Source organism: Streptomyces sp. NPDC056231 (assembly GCF_048270745.1).
Taxonomy (GTDB): domain Bacteria; phylum Actinomycetota; class Actinomycetes; order Streptomycetales; family Streptomycetaceae; genus Streptomyces.
In genome coordinates, this window is sequence record NZ_JBLVKW010000033.1 from 39,410 (window position 1) to 55,498 (window position 16,089).

A 16,089-nucleotide genomic window follows, 5' to 3' on the forward strand; every position below is an offset into this window, starting at 1 on the left:
CTGGCTGGAGAGTGTTGCGCTGCGATCGGGCTGTTGGGTGACCAGTAGAGCCTGCACCCCTCTTCAAGCCACAGATGAGCGTGTATGTGTCTGTCTTGGTCATTCCGCTGCCGGCTCTCAGGGATGGAGCAGGTCCGGCCAGTTCTGCGGGACACGGTCGGCCGGTCCCGGGGTCGGCTGGGCGGCCGAGTGACTGGTCGGCGGGGCCAGTTCGGGTCCGGACTCGTACAGGACGTCGGTGGCGTAGTTCCAGTACCACTCCTCACCCGGCTCGAAGCTCTGCACCACGGGATGCCCGGAGGACTTCCAGTGGGCGGTGGCGTGCTGGGCCGGTGACGAGTCGCAGCAGCCGATGTGGCCGCACTGCGCGCAGCGCCGAAGGTGGAACCACCAGCCCCCCACTGCGTCGCAGTCCGTGCAGCCGGTACTGCTGGGAGCAACGCTCGCCGCGATGCCGTCGATGTCGGTCATGAGGACTCCTCGGTGGTCGTGGTTTCGGTCTCGGGGGCGGTCAGCGGCAGCAGCACCTGGAATCGCGTATCGCCCGGTATGGACTCGACCTGGAGGCTGCCGTGGTGTTTGTTGACGACGATCCGCCAGCAGATGTCGAGGCCGAGGCCGGTGCCCTCCCCGACGGACTTGGTGGTGAAGAAGGGGTCGAAGATGCGGCTGCGGATGTCCTCGGGGACGCCGGGGCCGGTGTCGCGGAATTCCACGAGCAGTCGGTCGCCCTCCCTGGCCGTGCGGACCGTCAGGGTGCCGTCGTGGCCCGTGCTGCCGATGGCGGCCACCGCGTTGTCGATGAGGTTGGTCCACACTTGGTTGAGTTCCGCCGGGCAGGCGGGCACTTCGGGGAGGGAACGGTCGTAGTCCTTGACCACCCTCACCCGAGGGCCGATCTTGCCGGACAGCATCAGCAGAGTGCTGTCGAGGAGTTCGTGGACGTCGACATCCCGGTGAGGGGCGCGGTCGAGCTGCGCGTACTGCTTGGCCGCGTCCACCAGGCGGGAGATGCGGGTGGTGGAGTCCTCGATCTCGTCCATCAGCAGCTCGGTCTCGACCGTGTAGTTGAGCCAGCCGATCGCCCCCGGCAGGATACCTTCGCCCACGGTCGCCGCGACCTGGTCCAGCCAGTCAGTGTCCAGCCCGGCCTGGACGAAGGCCGGCGCGACCCGCCAGCCCTCCGGGATGCCGTGATCCTCCAGCCAGCCGGCGAGCTCGTCCTCCCGGTCGGACACCTCCAGAGGGGGCAGCACCGGTGCCTTGGCGACGCGTTCGGCGGTGCGTTCCTGGATCTCGATGAGCTCGGCGAGGGCCTCTCGGGAGTAGCGGCCCTGGGCGATGACCGCCAGTTTGTTCCGCATCCTGCCGACCCGCTCACGCAGCGCCGCGGTGGCGCGGACGGCGGCCGCGGCCGGATTGTTGAGCTCGTGGGTAAGTCCGGCGGACAACGATCCGAGCGCCAGCAGGCGTTCCCGCTGGCCAATGGCCCGCTGGGTGTTCTTGGAGCCGAAGAAGAGCCCCTCCAGCAGGTGCGTCGGCATCGGGAACCACTCCCGCATGATGTCCGCGAACGACTGCGCGGGCAGTACGAAGAACCGTGTGGGTTCGGTCGCCCGCATGGAGTTGATGTACGTCTGCGGTACCCGGTCGCCCAGATACGCCTGCATGGCCCCCGCATACACGCCGCGCTGCGAGGTCCGGCTGACCTCCACATCGTCGCCGCCGACCCGGCGGGAAAGTACGACAGTTCCCTCGACCATCACGTAGAAGCAGGTCGCCGGGTCGCCCTCGGTGTACACCGGGCCGGGTTCGAACCGTTCCATCCGTCCCTCGGAGCACAGCCGTCCCAGCTGCTCCGGGGAGAGCTTCTCGAAGAGGAACAGCGAGCCGATCTCGTGCGGGTCGCAGGCCATGACCTGTGCGCTCATGACTGCTCCAGGAAGCGGTGGACAAGCATCACGGCCATGGCTCCCTCTCCTACGGCGGATGCGACGCGCTTGGCGGACCGGGCGCGCGCGTCGCCCGCGACGAACACACCCGGGATGCTGGTCTCCAGGTGGTAGGGCGGCCGGTCCAGTGCCCATCCGGCAGGGGGGCGTCCATCCGGCGTCAAATCCGGTCCGGCGAGGATGAAACCGTTCTCGTCGCGCAGCACAGTCCCGCCGAGCCAGTCGGTCAGCGGGGCGGCACCGATGAAGACGAACATCCACTGGGCATCGACGACTTCGGTGGCGCCGGTCACGGTATCCCGCAGAGTCAGCTGTTCCAGGTGCTCCTCGCCGTGCGCCTCCTCGACGACGGTCCGGGGCCGCACGGTGATGTTCGGAGCCTCGTCGATCTGCTGGATCAGGTAGTACGACATCGACGCTGTCACGGACTCCCCGCGCACCAGCATCGTCACCGACTTCGCGCCCCGCGCCAGGAACACCGCCGCCTGCCCGGCGGAATTCGCGCCGCCGACGACGTACACGTCCTGGCCCTCACAGGACGACGCCTCCGTGAGGGACGAGCCGTAGTACACCCCGCGCCCGGTCAGCTCGTCGCATCCCGGCGCCCCCAGCTGCCGGTACGACACACCGGTCGCCAGGATGACACTGTGAGCGGCGACCGCTGAGCCCTCGGAGAAGCGCACGACGCGCGCCGAACCGTTCACCTCCAACCCCGTGACCTCGCGAGCGGTGAGGATCTCGGCACCGAAGCGGCTCGCCTGGCGGCGGGCACGATCGGTCAGCTGCGCACCGGACACGCCGTCCGGGAAGCCGAGGTAGTTCTCGATGCGGGAACTCTGGCCGGCCTGTCCGCCGGTCGCCGACCGCTCGACCAGTACGGTCCGCAGCCCCTCGGAGGCCCCGTACACCGCCGAGCCGAGTCCGGCCGGGCCGCCGCCGATGATGACGAGGTCGTAGAACGCGGCGGTCGGCGTGGTCGCGAGCCCCACGTGGGCGGCCAGTTCGATCGACTCCGGCTCGATCAGCGCAGTACCGTCCGGCGTGATCACCAAGGGGAGCTGTCGGCCGTCGGCCCCGGCCGCCGCCAGAAGCCGCCGTCCCTCCGGTTCGTCGGAGGAGTACCAGCGGTACGGCACCTGGTTGCGGGCCAGGAATTCGCGCGCCCGCGAGGAGGGAGCGGACCAGCGGTGCCCGACCACCTTGGTGGCGGGTACCGGCCGGTAGTCGCTGGACCGCCAGGCCGTGAGGAGATCGTCCAGGACCGGGTAGAGCTTCTCCTCGGGCGGATCCCAAGGCTTGAGGAGATAGTGGTCGAGGTCGACGACGTTGATCGCGTCGATGGCAGCGTCCGTGTCGGCATAGGCGGTCAGCAGCACGCGCCGCGCCCCCGGGTACACACCCAGGGCCTGTTCGAGGAACTCGATGCCGTTCATTTGCGGCATCCGGTAGTCGGCGAGGATCACGGCCACCAGGTCGCCGCGCAGCTTCAGCTCGCGCAGCGCCTCCAGCGCGGATTCGCCGGACTCGGCGCGTACGATCCGGTAGCCGCCGCCGTAGCGGCGCCGCAGGTCGCGGGCGATGGCGCGCGAGACCCCCGGGTCGTCGTCCACAGTCAGGATGACGGTCCGCGTTGCGTCGGTGGCCTGTGCCATGGCCCTCCGCCCTGCGTGCTCCCGGCGGCCGGCACAACGAGCTGCCCGAGCACGCTCCTGACCATCGTATGTTCGATCGAGCCGGACCGCTTCGGCCGCTACGGCCCGTGCGGCCTGGGTGACCTGACGGTGGCAGATCGCTGCCGAGCCAGAGCAGCACCTGGTGTGCCGCGCCTCAGAGCTCAGCAGTACGGGTGCGTCACGGGGGCGCCGGCCGGCCGGGTACGGCCCGCGTGCGCCGCACACCGAGCCGTCGCAGGCTGGGGGCATGACCCAGCGGTACGCGACGAAAGGTGACCGATGAAAGTGCGCAGTGATCGGCGGTACAGGCCTCATCGGATCGCAGGTCGTGAGGAAGCTGAGCGCGGCAGGGCACGAGGCCGTGCCGCATTCCATGTCCACGGGCGTCGACGTGATCACTGGGCAGGGCGTGGAGGAAGCGGTGGCCGGCGCCGACGGCATCGTCAATCTGACGAATTCCCCGACGTTCGACGACGCCTCCCTCGCGTTCTTCCAGACCTCGATGGAGAACCTGTTGGCTGCCGGACAGAAGGGCGGGGTCGGGCACGCCGTCATCCTCTCGATCATCGGCACGGACCACGTACCCGCCCTCGCCTACTACCAGGCCAAGACCCTCCATGAGGACATCCTCAAGTCCGGGCCGGTCCCGTACTCGATCGTGCGCGCCACCCAGTTCATGGAGTTCGTCGCCGCGGTCCTGTCGTGGACCACCAAGGGCGACGCCCACATCGCCCCCACCACTACACGGACTGGCTCTCCTGACCCAGCCCGCCCACCACAGGAGGCCTCACCCATGGCGAACGATGAACCGACGGCGGGCGGCGCCGGAGGCCGACCACGCTCGGAAGCGTGGAAGACGGCGCTCACCGTGCTGCAATCGACGAAACCGCCGTTCGTTCCAGAGGGAGCAGAGGCAATGACGGTTCTCGTCGAATTCCCTCCCGGTGATCCCGGCACCCCTCCCCACCGGCACTCGGGACCCGCCTTCGGCTACATGCTGGAGGGGGAGATGCTCTTCGAGCTGGAAGGCGAGCCTGAGCGGGTGATCAGGGCCGGGGAGACGTTCTGGGAGCCGGGTGGCGATGTCATCCACTACCAGGACGGCAACAACCGGACGGACTCCTGGAGCCGATTCCTCGTCACCATGTTGTGTGCGCCCGGTCAGCCCATGCTCACCCTGGTCGACGACGAGGAGCTGGCCCGACGTCAACACCTGCGAGCTCCAAGGGCTTGAACGAGACCGCAGTGCTCTTCCCAGGGCCTGCCCTCGGCCCGTCAAGGACGTGGAAACCGGGATGAGCCGGGAGCGGAGCCGGGCAGCGTCCTGTCCGGGAGGCGGGCCGGGGCGTGCTCTGATACGCCGCTGGAACGGGGTGACTTCGTTCCGTCTGGTGCTGCCCATCGAGCCGCAGTACGGTGCGAAATCGCGCGGTGCGCCAAGCGGGCGCTCCACTCGGTTCTGCTGCGTGGCGATGGCACCCGGCGGCCGATTGTGGGAGCAATGCGGCTGGCCGGGGGTGTGGAACGGCGATTTCGTTTCCTGGAGAGCCTGGCCTGGGCTGTTCTTTCCCGGCATGTGCTGGGAGGGTGGAGTCACATTCCCCGTGCCGCCCCATCAGGTTGCCATCACCGTCAAGGGCAGTGCACCCGCGTCGGCCGAGCCCCGCCCTGAACCGGTCACCTACCCCGAACGGTCCGCCGATGACGATGACGACATTGATCCCTACGTGCCGAGCTTGTGGTAGCCGACCGCGCATATGTACGGCGAACCTCGCTGGGTGCACGTCGACATCGGCCAAGAAGACGAAGGCGGGCAAGTTGGACCGTCTCGTCGTACCTGAACAGTTCGGTCCGGGGCGTGCGTGCATCATCGGCCTCGGTACTGGTGGGCTCTCCTATTCAACTGTCGCCGGTTCCCCGAGGAGTCCAGCCCGCTGGCGACCTTGCCTGATCCGCTGAGGCGTATCGGCTCCAGGTTCCGCCGGTCTCGTTGTGGAGGCGGCTGGTGGTCTTGTCGTGGTAGCCGAGAGCGTCTGCGACGACGGGTGCGGGAAGTTCGAGAAGTTGCTGCCGGACGGCGGCGCCGCGAGCGGCGGCGATCGGGATACCGGCCTTGCTCAGGAGCGCGGACAGGTGGCTGGTCGGTCCCACCGGGGAAGAGCGAGCGAGACGCCGGGGTGGTGGCGGTGTTGCTGTAGGCCTTGTCCGCCGTGAGGCTGTCAGGCTTTCTGCGCGGCCTGCCTGGCCCGATGCGTGGGACGCGGATCTTCTCCAGCACGGGCTTGAACTGCGTGCAGTCCGCCCGCTGTCCTGATGTGACGATCAGGGAGCGCGGACGGCAGCGGCCGTCCGCGCTCAGGTGGAGCTTGGTGGTGAACCCGCCCCGCGAGCGGTCCAGGCCCTCACCTCCAGCACCACCTCCACCAGGCGGGCGACGAGGCTCTGCCACTGCGTTTCGCCCTGCTGTTCTGCTGCTGCATTCCCCATTGAGGCGGGGTGGTTCGGTGCGGGCGCCGGCGGCGTGCTGATGCGCCCGCACGATGGTGGAGTCGACCGAGATGTCCCAGTCGATCTCACCAGCCGCGTCGGCCTCGGCCCGGACCTGCTGGAGCAGGCGTTCCCAGGTTCCGTGGGCCGACCACAGGCGTGTGAAGCAGGCCGCCGCGAGGTGCTCACCCCGCCCCTGCCGAAATCGGCGACGACCGTCAGCGGTTCACCGACGCCCGCGGCCTCAAGGCCTACGCCGGATCCGCCCCGTCACTCGCGCATCTGGCAAGAAGCACCACGTCGGTCGCCGGATGGTCAAGAACGACCGGCTCAACCACGCCGGCTGCCTATGGGCCTTCTCCGCCCTGCGGTCCTCGTCCGGAGCCGAAGCCCACTACCGCCGCCGACGTGAGCAAGGAGACTGGCACGCCGCGGCCCAGCGGCATCTGTTCAACCGCATGATCGGCCAGCTCTACCACTGCCTCCAGACCGGCGAACTGTTCGACGAGCACATCGCGTTCCCCTCCCAACTGGCTGCGATTGCTTGACAACTTGGCATCGTGAGATGTCTACCTCGACGACCGCTGGAGCGAGGGATGCACGAACGCCTGGAAGCTCTAGGAGGAGATCGCGCCCCTCGGCTACAAAGGCAGCTACCAGCGTGTCCGCGCCTACCTGCACAAGAAGCGCACCTCGCCACGGCAGGTGACCGCCCGTCCTCCCTCACCGCGGACGGTCGCCGGATGGATCCTCCGGCACCCGGACAACCCAGCCTCCATACCCTCGCCGCAGGCATCAACCGTGATCGCGATGCCGTCATCGCCGGCCCCACCCTGCCCTGGAACTCCGGCGTCGTCGAAGGCCATGTCAACCGGATCAAGATGCTCAAGCGTCAGATGTTCGGCCGAGCCGGTTTCAGCCTGCTACGCAAGCGCGTATTGCTGGCCACCTGATCAACCACCCGGCTCTCGGTGATAGGACTTCCCTCTACGGAAAAGATGATGAGGGGGCGACAGCGTGGACGCAGAAGTAGCGATCAGCCTGATCCGCATGGCCGCTGCAGACTTGACCATGGAACCCTGGCAGCGTCCCGCGGACGCTTACCTGGTCCAGTTGGGCCTGGACGCTCTCATGGCCGACATCGAGGCTCCGTCGCTTCCCCTGCTGGCTGGGCTCGCGCGCGGTGAGTACCCCCAGGCCCGCGAGCTGTTCAATCTTGTGCTGGAAGAGTTGGGTCTGCTGCCGCTGGCCTCGGAAGATCTTGCCAAGGCGCGATGGACCGCAGCCCGTTGGTGGGCGGGCCAGATCGTGGCATGCCAACTCGATCCCGTACACGGAGCCAAGCTGATCTTTCAGGAGTCTGCAGCAGAACTCGGCTACCCCGACGCGCTGCAACCCGTCGTTGATCTGGTGATAGCACTCGACCTGCTGGACGATCAACATCCGGACCAGCACGTGCGCGACCAGATCAGCTCCGCGGCGCAGGACTTTCTCGCCATAGAAGCGCACCGGAACCACAGCCGTTGAACTACGTCGCATGACCCACCGTGACCCGTTCACGGAAAGTGAGCCAGAACCATAACTCACTAACAAAGCCAGTCGGGGTGATCTCGACGTCTGTGAAGCGAGCCCCTTCCAGCTCGCGCCCTTCGGCGCTGTTCGTCCGGTCCACAACACTGGCTGCTCCCAGATGCCAGCCGCCTTCCTCGTTCACCTCGCCGGTGACTCATCGGGGTCCGCCCGACGAGCTCCATGCCCGCCGGCATCCACCCGCGGTGGAGGTCGCCATCTTGCGCTGATGGGGCCGCCTTTCTTTGCGCCGGAGCCAAGGGAACGCGTGTGCCCAGGGTCTGTGTGTAGCTCCGCGGCCGCTCAGCGATCGAGTGGCTGTTGGCTTAAACAGTCCTGGCGCCATGATCGACATCGTTTGTTCATCTGAAAGTCGCCAGAATCATGCCCGGGAGGCGCCTGTTATGGAGGAAAGGGATGCATTGTCGGGTTTCAGATTCCGCATCTACAGAAAGTCAGCCACCATGGCCGAATTCCTGGCAGCCGTAGCGATGAAGATCGCTGTTGCCCTTGCAGAGGCAATCATCCTGCGCCTCGTGTGGGAGCTGTGGGCCACTTGCTCACGCTCCATACGCACGGGCTTCGTCGTACCGGCCGCCGTGTAGCCATCCGGCGCTCGGCAAGTCTTACCACCACCGGGCGCCGCACCTCCCGTGCGCTAGGACGTCCTACGGCTGGGCGTCTGCGTCACGCCTATCCTTCCGGCCGCTGCGCAGCAGCCAGGTGGCACCACCGACGGCCACGGCGACCGGCCATTCCAGAGCCCCTGTCACGGTCAGGGCACCGAGTCCTCCGTAGAACGCGAGATCCTTGGGAAGCCGTCCGAGATCGTTCTCCGCGTTGAACTGATCCAGCGGCCCGATGAAGAGCGGGCCCCCTGGTGAGGCTGGTCCTACCGCGAGGGATCGCCCTGCGCTTCTACCTGGTGGCCCTGTTCGAGGCCCAGTGCCGACTGGGCGCGAACGAGCCAATGGTCGTCGACCGAGCGCCGCGCGCCGCCGGTCGACGCGTTGGGCGGGGCGGACGCCGCGATCGTCGTCACTGAGTGGCCGGAGTTGCGTGAGGTTCCGTGGGGCGAGGCCCTTGCGGGCATGGCCCGTCCGGCCTGTTCGACGGCCGGAATCTGCTCGACCCGCAGGCGATGAGCAAGCTCGGCTTCACGTACCTGAGCGTGGGGCGCGGGACGACGGCGATCTGAGCGAGGCAGCGAGACGGCGGGCCCCAGGGGTAGAACCTGGGGCCCGCCGTCGTGTGGTGCGCCTACTGGGGTGCCTTGATCCCTGAGCGCTCGACCACCTGCTCGATATGCTCGGCGAGCAGGACCGTGATGTCGGGCGGGCGGGCGTCCTGTGCGTGCAGGTGCGCGACGGCGAGCAGCGCGCCGGGAGTGGAGGGACCAACCATGAAGTCAGTCGTCCTCTGGCGCGTCCGGGTCACGTAGCGGCCGCATCCCCCGGGCAGGTCCGGCAGGTAGAAGGAGTAGCGGCCGAGCATGTTGATGTGGTCCCCGGCCGCCGCCGCTGGTGCTCCATGGAGCACTGCGGCAACTGCTACAAGGTCAGGGCGCTGCGCGCCCGCCACACCGAGGAAGGATGACCGTCATGCCCACAGGACTCACCAAGGACGCCGGCTGGCAGATCGGCGTGTCCCGCACCCTGCCCCACCCCGCAGCCATCGTCTGGGACTTCATCAGCAGCCCTGAAGGCATCGCCCTCTGGCTCGGCCCCGGCGCGGTCCTCACCCCGGAACCTGGCACCCCCTACCGGACGACCGAAGGAGTGGCGGGCGAGGTGCGCGGCTACCGCCCCGCAGACCGCATCCGCGTCACCCACGGCACCACCACGGTCCAGGTCGCCCTCACCCCCGCAGCCGACGGAGCCCCGACGATGCTCCGTTTCCACCAGGAGCACCTGGCAAGCGCTGAAGAGCGCGAACGGCAACGGGCGCACTGGCAGTGCGTCATGGACCAGGTCGCTACCGCCCTCGACCGGCAGTGACGACGGCATCGACTCGAAGCCGCGCGGTGGCCGGGCACAGTGACAGCCCTACGCGCGGCAAGGGCTCCGCACCGCGGCCCGAGCCACCCGAGTCGACTGGGGTCAGGATCGCCCGGCCCGGCACTGTCCGGGCACCTCCACGACGGAACCCGTATGTCCGTGGCGGTCTGGGCGTGGGCGTGGTGCTGCCGCCGGCGCGTGAACGCCGTGTGCGGGCGGCAGCACCACGGGCCGGGTCAGTTCGAGGGCAGGACCTTCCAGGAGCCGGTGCCGGTGCCGCGGTCGGTGTAGTGGCTTGTGACGACGTCGTACTTGGCGCCGGACTGGTTGGCGCCACCGTTGGTGTCGAGGAACCCGCCGTTGGTGGACCCGTAGTCGTTCAGAAGATGCACGATGTCGTCGGTGCGGATCCGGCCGTCCGTGGGCGAGGACGTCTTGCCGAAGATGTGCCACTTCCCCGTGCCCGGGCCCCGGTCCTTGGTGGCGGTGGCCGACACCATGTACTTGGCGCCGCTCTTGGTGGAGACGCCGTTGGTGTCGAGGTAGGTGCCGCTGCCGTACTGGTTGACGAGGTAGATGACGTCGCCGCTCGTGACGTGCGTACCGGCCGCCTTTCCGGTGGCGGAGACGACCTTCCACACCGACGTTGCCGGCCGCGGCTGTTCGGGGTCTGGTTGGTGTTGACGTTGTACGTGGCGCCGGCCTGGCTGGAGACGCCGTTGGTGTCGAGGTACCCGCCGTTACCTCCGTACTGGTTCTGCAGCAGGATGTTGCTGCCGTAGGTCAGGCCGGTGCCCGCGGCATCAGCGGCCGAGGCGGTGAACGAGCCGGCAGTGGCGGCGAGAACTGCTGCGGTGGCGCCGACGGCCAGGCGCTGCTTCACGGTACGGAACACAACTTCCCTTTCATCGCTGTGTGTGCGTGCATGCGCACGTTAAGTGATCTTCGTGAAGGTCGGAAGCCTCCCCGGGAGTGAACCACTTTCGAGTCGGCCCGAGGCCCCACTCTTTCGAGTGGCCTGCCGAGCGTCCGTCAGGTCGGTGGCCTGTTCGGCGAGGCCTGGCTGGGCGTCAAGGTCGCGCCCGCTGTCTGGTGGCGAGGCAGAAGGCCCAGCTCGTTCCGGCAAGCTGCGACTCGTCCCCGTCGCCGGCTCCGTCGCCGGCGCCGTCTTCGGCGGGCTCCTCCTCGGCGCGATCCCCGGCATCGTCCTCATCCCCGGCCTCGCCCTGATCCCGCTGATCTCCGCGTTCAAGACCGCCCGCCACGCAGCCCCGGCCAAGACCACGGCCTGACCCTGACACACGTCACGGACAGCACCGCGACGCATCACCCCAGGTCAACAGCCATCCGTTCAATTCAGTGGTCGGTAAACTCGACGACTCCCATGAGGCATGCGCGCACACCATCTTTCACAATGGGATGCTGCTCGTCCGCGGCACAGTTGAGGCCCGAGGCCCGAGGCGCACCGTGGTCGGGCAAATGGTCTGGGACCTCGATGAGCTCGCCGCGGCCCGCCGCGACCACGGACCGCAGGCCGTCCTCGACCTCCTCGGCCGCCACGAACCCGCACCCACCCCCGCCCTGCCAGCCGACACACCCGCCCGGACGCTCACGAACGGGACCGCGGGAGCAAAGGTCCACCCGTACGCGGACCTCCAGCCCGCCGGTACCCGCTCCGCTGACTTCACCCGACTCGGCCACACCAGCCCCGGCAGCGCCGGATGACGACCAGCCCGCGCACCATGATGCGCATCTATTTTCACCTCCAGGAGCCGGACGAGGAGCTGTACGAGAAGCTCCTGGCCCTCCTTGAAGGCATCACCCCGCGCGTGCAGCCGCACTCCGCGGACTGGTCCGCCGACGTCGACCTCACCGGCGCCCTGCGGTATTGGGACCGCGACGCCGAAGGACTTGCCGCAGTCATCCGGCTGCGCGCGCTCGCGCTGTATGGGGTCCAGTCGAGTGCGGGTGTCGGGCCGTCGCGGATGGTCGCGGCGATGGCGGCCGCGCTCTCCCCGCCTGGCTCTGTCACGGTTGTCGGTGACTCCCCGTACGACGTCGCCGTGTTCCTGCGACCTCAGCGTGCGGCTTCTCTGCCGGGAGTTGGCCCCGCGGCGGCGCGATCCCTGTCCCGGTACGGGATCTACAGCATCGGCGACATCGCGGACACTCCGCTTACCACTCTCCAGCGGCTTCTTGGCACCGCCGCCGGCCCAAAGGCCCACGACCGTTCCCACGGCCGAGACGACCGCCTCGTCGTCACACGGGCCGCTCCTCGGTCGGCCTCCGCCGAGCATCGCTTCGACGTAGACGCGCTCAGCCCCGACGCGCACCACGAGGCCGTCCTCGGCCTCGTCGACCAAATTGGCGCCCGGATGAGGTCCGAGAACAGCGTCTGCTGCGCGATCACCCTTGCCGTCCGCTACGCCGATCGCACGCACACCACCCGCACCCGGACCCTGAGCGAGCCTACCGCCCACTTTCCCGCTCTCGCGGACACCGGCCTTGCCCTACTCGCATCCCTCGGCCTGCAGCGGGCCCGCGTCCGGGCGATCTCTGTACGAGCCGAGCGGCTACAGCCCGCCGAGACCGCCACCCATCAGCTCACCCTCGACCCCACCGACGAGCGGACACGCGACCTCGAAACCGCCATCGACCGTGCCCGAGCCCGATACGGATTCCGCGCCGCCGGACCCGCAAGCACCTACCAGCGAGCCAACTGACCTCGTGCGGCGCGGTGCAGTGGGTTCAGGCGCGCGGCTGGTCGACCACGATGTCGCGGCGGTCATCCCCCTTCCGCCCACCGCCCACGCGTCACGTCATATTTACGCAATCTGGAAATTGTGCCGTTATGCTGCCGCCGATTCGCGATAGACGGCTCGCTCGCCGTGGCGGCTGGAGGAAGGGCGGAACGTGCGGAACGCGGATACGGCGGCAGACGCGCCCAGGACCGGGGCGCGGCTCGTTCGGTTCGGACGGCATCCGGTGAGGTGGCACACCGCTCTGCTGACTGTGTGGACGGCCCTCTGGTTCGTCGTGGCCGATCGCCACGGCGCCGTGTCCTGGCACTATCTGAGAACCGGTGAGGAGCTGCTGTTCGGTGAGATTCCGGGCGGCGGCCTCGGGCTGTACGCCAACCACCCCGAACTGCAGATCGGCCCGGTCAGTTTCGTGGTCGCCGGCCTGTTCACGCCGTTCCCCGAGGCCGTGGGCGAGAAGCTTGCGGACGCGTTCATGTCGGGCCTCGGGCTGTACATGCTGGTTCTGGTAGGTCGCACTGCTGCCGACCACTACCGGGGCACCGGACTGAACCACCGGCATCTCCAGCAGCGCGTACTGGTCGCCGGGGCCGCCTTCATCCCCATGTGGGTGGAGGTCGCGGTGCGCTTCGGGCATCTTGACGACGTGCTGGCGCTGTTCTTCACCACCCTCGCCGTGCGCGCGCTGGTGCGCGGCAACGCCACCGCCGTCGGGGTCCTGCTGGCCCTGGCCGTTGACTCCAAGCCCTGGGCGGTGGGCTTCCTGTCGCTGCTGCTGGCGCTGCCCCGGTCGGTACGGCTGAGGGCGGGCGCTTGGGTGGTCGGGCTGGTGGCTGCCGCCTGGCTGCCGTTCTACCTGACCCATCTGGACACCTTCGCTGCGGCGCACTTCACCATCCCCAACCAGCCGGATTCCGCCCTGCGCTGGTTCGGCGTGAACGACCCGGGCACCCCCTGGTGGGACCGCCCCGCGCAGATGACCCTCGGCATGGCCCTGGGCGCGCTCGCGGTGCGCAGGCACCGCTGGGCCGCTGTGGTGGTGCTGGCCGCCGACGCGCGGATCGTGTTGGACCCAAGCGTGTACACGTACTACAACGCCTCGGTCCTGCTCGGCACGCTGATCTGGGACTCGATCGGTCAGCGGCGGCTGGTGCCCTGGGTGAGCTGGATCGCCCTGATCTCTCTCTACGGCAGCACCCTGCTGGTCCCTTCCGACTCCGCGCGGGGCCTGATCCGGCTGGCCTTCGCGGTCGGTTCCGTCCTGTACGTCCTGTGGTGGCCACAGCGCACCCTCCGCAGCCGACGCGGGCCGACCGTTTCCGCCGGCCCGTCGGCCGAGCAGGATCCGGTCGCACCGGTTCCCGGCGTGGGGTCTGTCAGGCGGGTATTTCCGGGGCAGCGGCCTCGGTCGGACGGTCAGGCGCGGTCGGTCAGTTCGTCGGCGTACACCAGCGGCAGCGGCTGAGGTTTTCACGTACTGCTGGCAGTTGCACCGACCCGCACACCACCAAGGAGAACCGGCCCGCCGAGGACACGTTCCACTCCGTCCCGTGCGACCACCACGCACACGCGGACACGGTGGGCGCCGTGAACGTTCTGCGGGCCGGGCTGGTCCGTCGCGAAGCCCGACCGGCATAGAGAGAAGACCCCCACCTTCGAGGCGAATTCCAGGAGTCACTACGACGGCTACGGGTAGGGAAGGCGACGGTGAGCGGCTCACCGTCGCCGTGGTTCAGCCCCGCTGCCCGGGGACCGTCCTGTGGAAGCCCCCTGAGCCGAGCTTTTCGAACCGCTCCTGGACGTTGGCCGCGAACGCCTGCTGGTCGCTGCCAGGATAGGACTGGCCAGTGATGCTCATGGCCACCGTCAGTACTCCGCTGATGGGTGCGCCAGGTGACGTGCGGACCGGAGTGCAGAGGAAGCTGAAGTCCTGGGGCGAGGGGGAGTCGTACGTGTTGATCGTCACCCTGGGGAGGGTTGTGGGCCGACCGGCCCGGAAGGCCTCGTCCATCGCGTTGAAGACACCGAGGGACTCGAGGCCGGGCAATACCTGCCGGCCCTGGCTGAACTGAGGAACCATGCCGAAGGCCGCGCCCTGCTTGCCGTTTGCGTAGCGCAGCACGTGCTTCGGGCCCTCGGTCAGCATGATCGGGAAGGGAGCGCCGTCGAAGACGGCGAAAAGCTCTTGTTGTTGGGCCAGGAGACTGTCACGCAGCTTGAATTCGGACAGCAACGTCTGGGCGAGCTCCTGCATGCCCTCCTTCAGCTTGCGGTCCCAGGTTCGGGCCACCGTGTCGGCCACGCACACAGTGCCGAGGATCATGCCCGAATTGTCCAGGAGCGGGGTGCCGAGGTAGGAGCGCACGCCCATGTCGTTGACCAGTGGGTTCCCTCTGAACCGTGGGTAGTCAAAGACGTCGTCCAGGGCCAGTTGGGACCCCTGGGCCACCACGTGGGGGCAGAAGCCGTAGTCCGCTGGCGCCTCGCGGGCCAAGTTGCTGAGGTCGAAGACTATGCCCCGGCTCTCGGTGTTCGCCTTGTCGTCGGGCGATGCGGGTGGGACGTACATCCCACGGAACATCTGCCGCTCGTCGTTGATGAAGTTGACCATGGCCAGGGGGGACTGGGTGAAGCTGGCCGCCAGTCGTGCGACTCGGTCGAAGGTGGCCTCGGCCTCGACGGTGTTGAGGCCAAGAATCTGGAGCCGAAGCCTCCGCTGCTCGGCCGCGAGCCGGGACTGATCAGATGTCAGGGGATCCATGTGTCCAGATGAAATCAGAGTCCACGAGCCATAGTTCGCCCGCGCTGGAATCTTTTTCGTATCACTTTTTGCAGCCGCATCGTATCCGGGTCAGTATGAATCCCCTCCGGTCGCTTCCTGGCGTGGTGGCACCCCGTTACATAAGCGGCGGTTTTGGGTAGACCCGGCAAGGCGATGCATCCGAAGCGATCACTTCCCGCCAAATCTCGACCCAGGAGCGAGCGGTATCGCTTCCGCATATGACAATCAGGCGAGGGGAAGGCTTGCCTCCGGCAATGGCGTGTGTGCTTGACGCGACATCGGTCCGCGGACTCACGTTCGCAGTCCGGGCTCGCGCAATGGTGCTGCGCTCTCCGGTCGAGGCCTGCGATTGGAGTTGTGCCGTGTACTGCGGGGAGGGAGTGGAGCACGGTGGTTTCAGTGCGGTTCGGGCTGCGAGCAAACTGCCGTGGACGTCAGTTTCAGTTCCGTCGGCAGCGCGGCGCTCCGCTCGTCGCCGCGTCAGGATCCACCGCCTCGACGGCGACCCCACAGCCGCGTTCCGGCGCCCTTGCCCGCACGCCACTGGTCACCCGCAGGCCGCTGCTGCTCGCCGTGACGCAGCAGCGACGCATCCAGAACCACGATCCAGGAACTTCCTTACGGGCGGCGGCCAAACCTGCCTGCCGGGCGCCGCTTTACCCGGCCGTGCTCGGCGCCTGACCGCGTACGCAAGGCGCCGCGACAGGCGATGTGCTTGCCCGATGACGAGCCCGGTGCGGCGACGTCCAGGTTCACCTCAGTTCGTAATCCATTCACGTTTGCCCCGAGCGCGGGCTGCTTGCAGCGGTCCGACAGCGTGGCGGCAAGATCCGCATCGGCCTCAGCGGCCTCTCCTAGGAACGCAACGGT

General features: G+C 68.1%; 16 protein-coding genes and 5 pseudogenes. 13 read left to right on the forward strand and 8 right to left on the reverse strand.

Features of this window, described 5'->3' with window-relative positions; genetic code table 11:
- Positions 1 to 117 precede the first annotated feature (117 nt).
- From ACNPQM_RS24055 to ACNPQM_RS24065, 3 genes are read right to left on the reverse strand one after another with little or no spacing between them, the layout of a single operon-like run.
- Positions 118 to 471, reverse strand: a complete 354-nt coding sequence (locus tag ACNPQM_RS24055) for a UBP-type zinc finger domain-containing protein (protein ID WP_418085668.1) — start codon at positions 469 to 471, stop codon at positions 118 to 120.
- Positions 468 to 1,931 (reverse strand): ATP-binding protein, encoded by a 1,464-nt coding sequence (locus tag ACNPQM_RS24060; RefSeq protein ID WP_418085669.1) that lies wholly within the window; start codon positions 1,929 to 1,931, stop codon positions 468 to 470. The genes ACNPQM_RS24055 and ACNPQM_RS24060 overlap by 4 nt, the downstream gene beginning before the upstream one ends.
- On the reverse strand, positions 1,928 to 3,604 hold the full coding sequence (locus ACNPQM_RS24065) for an FAD-dependent oxidoreductase (protein ID WP_418085670.1): 1,677 nt from the start codon (positions 3,602 to 3,604) through the stop codon (positions 1,928 to 1,930). Before ACNPQM_RS24065 ends, ACNPQM_RS24060 begins: the two co-directional genes overlap by 4 nt.
- A gap of 313 nt (positions 3,605 to 3,917) precedes the next feature.
- Here ACNPQM_RS24065 and ACNPQM_RS24070 point away from each other — a divergent pair.
- Together ACNPQM_RS24070 and ACNPQM_RS24075 are read left to right on the forward strand one after the other, a co-directional pair.
- Positions 3,918 to 4,367: pseudogene (locus ACNPQM_RS24070) on the forward strand (SDR family oxidoreductase); the annotation flags it as partial.
- Positions 4,368 to 4,418: 51 nt separating this feature from the next.
- Positions 4,419 to 4,859 carry a cupin domain-containing protein gene (locus ACNPQM_RS24075; protein ID WP_418085699.1) on the forward strand — a complete coding sequence of 147 codons (441 nt, stop codon included), beginning with the start codon at positions 4,419 to 4,421 and terminating at the stop codon, positions 4,857 to 4,859.
- A gap of 665 nt (positions 4,860 to 5,524) precedes the next feature.
- Here ACNPQM_RS24075 and ACNPQM_RS24080 read toward each other — a convergent pair.
- Positions 5,525 to 5,776: a hypothetical protein gene (locus ACNPQM_RS24080; protein WP_418085701.1), complete on the reverse strand. Its 252-nt coding sequence runs from the start codon at positions 5,774 to 5,776 to the stop codon at positions 5,525 to 5,527.
- Positions 5,777 to 5,861: 85 nt separating this feature from the next.
- Positions 5,862 to 6,164: pseudogene (locus ACNPQM_RS24085) on the reverse strand (hypothetical protein); the annotation flags it as partial.
- Positions 6,165 to 6,310: 146 nt separating this feature from the next.
- Between ACNPQM_RS24085 and ACNPQM_RS24090 the strand changes: the two are divergent.
- From ACNPQM_RS24090 to ACNPQM_RS24110, 5 genes and pseudogenes are all read left to right on the forward strand, one after another.
- A pseudogene (locus ACNPQM_RS24090) lies at positions 6,311 to 6,660 on the forward strand (transposase); the annotation flags it as partial.
- 195 nt (positions 6,661 to 6,855) lie between these two features.
- Entirely contained in the window at positions 6,856 to 7,065 is a 210-nt protein-coding gene (locus ACNPQM_RS24095; RefSeq protein WP_418085702.1) for a hypothetical protein, read from the forward strand.
- Positions 7,066 to 7,129: 64 nt separating this feature from the next.
- Positions 7,130 to 7,639 (forward strand): hypothetical protein, encoded by a 510-nt coding sequence (locus tag ACNPQM_RS24100; protein WP_418085671.1) that lies wholly within the window; start codon positions 7,130 to 7,132, stop codon positions 7,637 to 7,639.
- 386 nt (positions 7,640 to 8,025) lie between these two features.
- Entirely contained in the window at positions 8,026 to 8,286 is a 261-nt protein-coding gene (locus ACNPQM_RS24105; protein ID WP_418085672.1) for a hypothetical protein, read from the forward strand.
- A gap of 464 nt (positions 8,287 to 8,750) precedes the next feature.
- The gene (locus ACNPQM_RS24110) at positions 8,751 to 8,879 is read left to right on the forward strand and encodes a hypothetical protein (RefSeq protein WP_418085673.1); all 129 of its coding nucleotides are present in this window, start codon (positions 8,751 to 8,753) and stop codon (positions 8,877 to 8,879) included.
- A 62-nt stretch (positions 8,880 to 8,941) separates the two neighbouring features.
- On the opposite strand, the gene ACNPQM_RS24115 is transcribed toward ACNPQM_RS24110, so the two are convergent.
- On the reverse strand, positions 8,942 to 9,220 hold the full coding sequence (locus tag ACNPQM_RS24115; RefSeq protein WP_418085703.1) for a hypothetical protein: 279 nt from the start codon (positions 9,218 to 9,220) through the stop codon (positions 8,942 to 8,944).
- Between ACNPQM_RS24115 and ACNPQM_RS24120 the strand changes: the two are divergent.
- Together ACNPQM_RS24120 and ACNPQM_RS24125 are read left to right on the forward strand one after the other, a co-directional pair.
- A pseudogene (locus ACNPQM_RS24120) lies at positions 9,188 to 9,277 on the forward strand (CGNR zinc finger domain-containing protein); the annotation flags it as partial. The gene ACNPQM_RS24115 and the pseudogene ACNPQM_RS24120 overlap by 33 nt on opposite strands.
- A gap of 5 nt (positions 9,278 to 9,282) precedes the next feature.
- On the forward strand, positions 9,283 to 9,678 hold the full coding sequence (locus tag ACNPQM_RS24125) for an SRPBCC family protein (RefSeq protein WP_418085674.1): 396 nt from the start codon (positions 9,283 to 9,285) through the stop codon (positions 9,676 to 9,678).
- A 236-nt stretch (positions 9,679 to 9,914) separates the two neighbouring features.
- On the opposite strand, the gene ACNPQM_RS24130 is transcribed toward ACNPQM_RS24125, so the two are convergent.
- A complete protein-coding gene (locus ACNPQM_RS24130; RefSeq protein ID WP_418085675.1) occupies positions 9,915 to 10,319 on the reverse strand; it encodes a hypothetical protein in 405 nt (134 codons plus the stop codon).
- 399 nt (positions 10,320 to 10,718) lie between these two features.
- Between ACNPQM_RS24130 and ACNPQM_RS24135 the strand changes: the two genes are divergently transcribed.
- The 4 genes and pseudogenes from ACNPQM_RS24135 (at position 10,719) to ACNPQM_RS24150 (ending at position 13,902) form a co-directional block, all read left to right on the forward strand.
- Positions 10,719 to 10,970, forward strand: coding sequence for a hypothetical protein (locus ACNPQM_RS24135; protein WP_418085676.1), 252 nt, complete (start codon positions 10,719 to 10,721; stop codon positions 10,968 to 10,970).
- Between the two features lie 82 nt (positions 10,971 to 11,052).
- Positions 11,053 to 11,403: pseudogene (locus tag ACNPQM_RS24140) on the forward strand (DNA polymerase III subunit alpha); the annotation flags it as partial.
- Complete coding sequence (locus ACNPQM_RS24145) at positions 11,400 to 12,401, forward strand: DNA polymerase Y family protein (protein WP_418085677.1); 1,002 nt, start codon at positions 11,400 to 11,402, stop codon at positions 12,399 to 12,401. The pseudogene ACNPQM_RS24140 and the gene ACNPQM_RS24145, both read left to right, overlap by 4 nt.
- Before the next feature lie 190 nt (positions 12,402 to 12,591).
- The gene (locus tag ACNPQM_RS24150; protein ID WP_418085678.1) at positions 12,592 to 13,902 is read left to right on the forward strand and encodes a hypothetical protein; all 1,311 of its coding nucleotides are present in this window, start codon (positions 12,592 to 12,594) and stop codon (positions 13,900 to 13,902) included.
- A gap of 267 nt (positions 13,903 to 14,169) precedes the next feature.
- Here ACNPQM_RS24150 and ACNPQM_RS24155 read toward each other — a convergent pair whose 3' ends face one another.
- Entirely contained in the window at positions 14,170 to 15,198 is a 1,029-nt protein-coding gene (locus tag ACNPQM_RS24155) for a GAF domain-containing protein (protein WP_358861148.1), read from the reverse strand.
- Positions 15,199 to 16,089 lie beyond the last annotated feature (891 nt).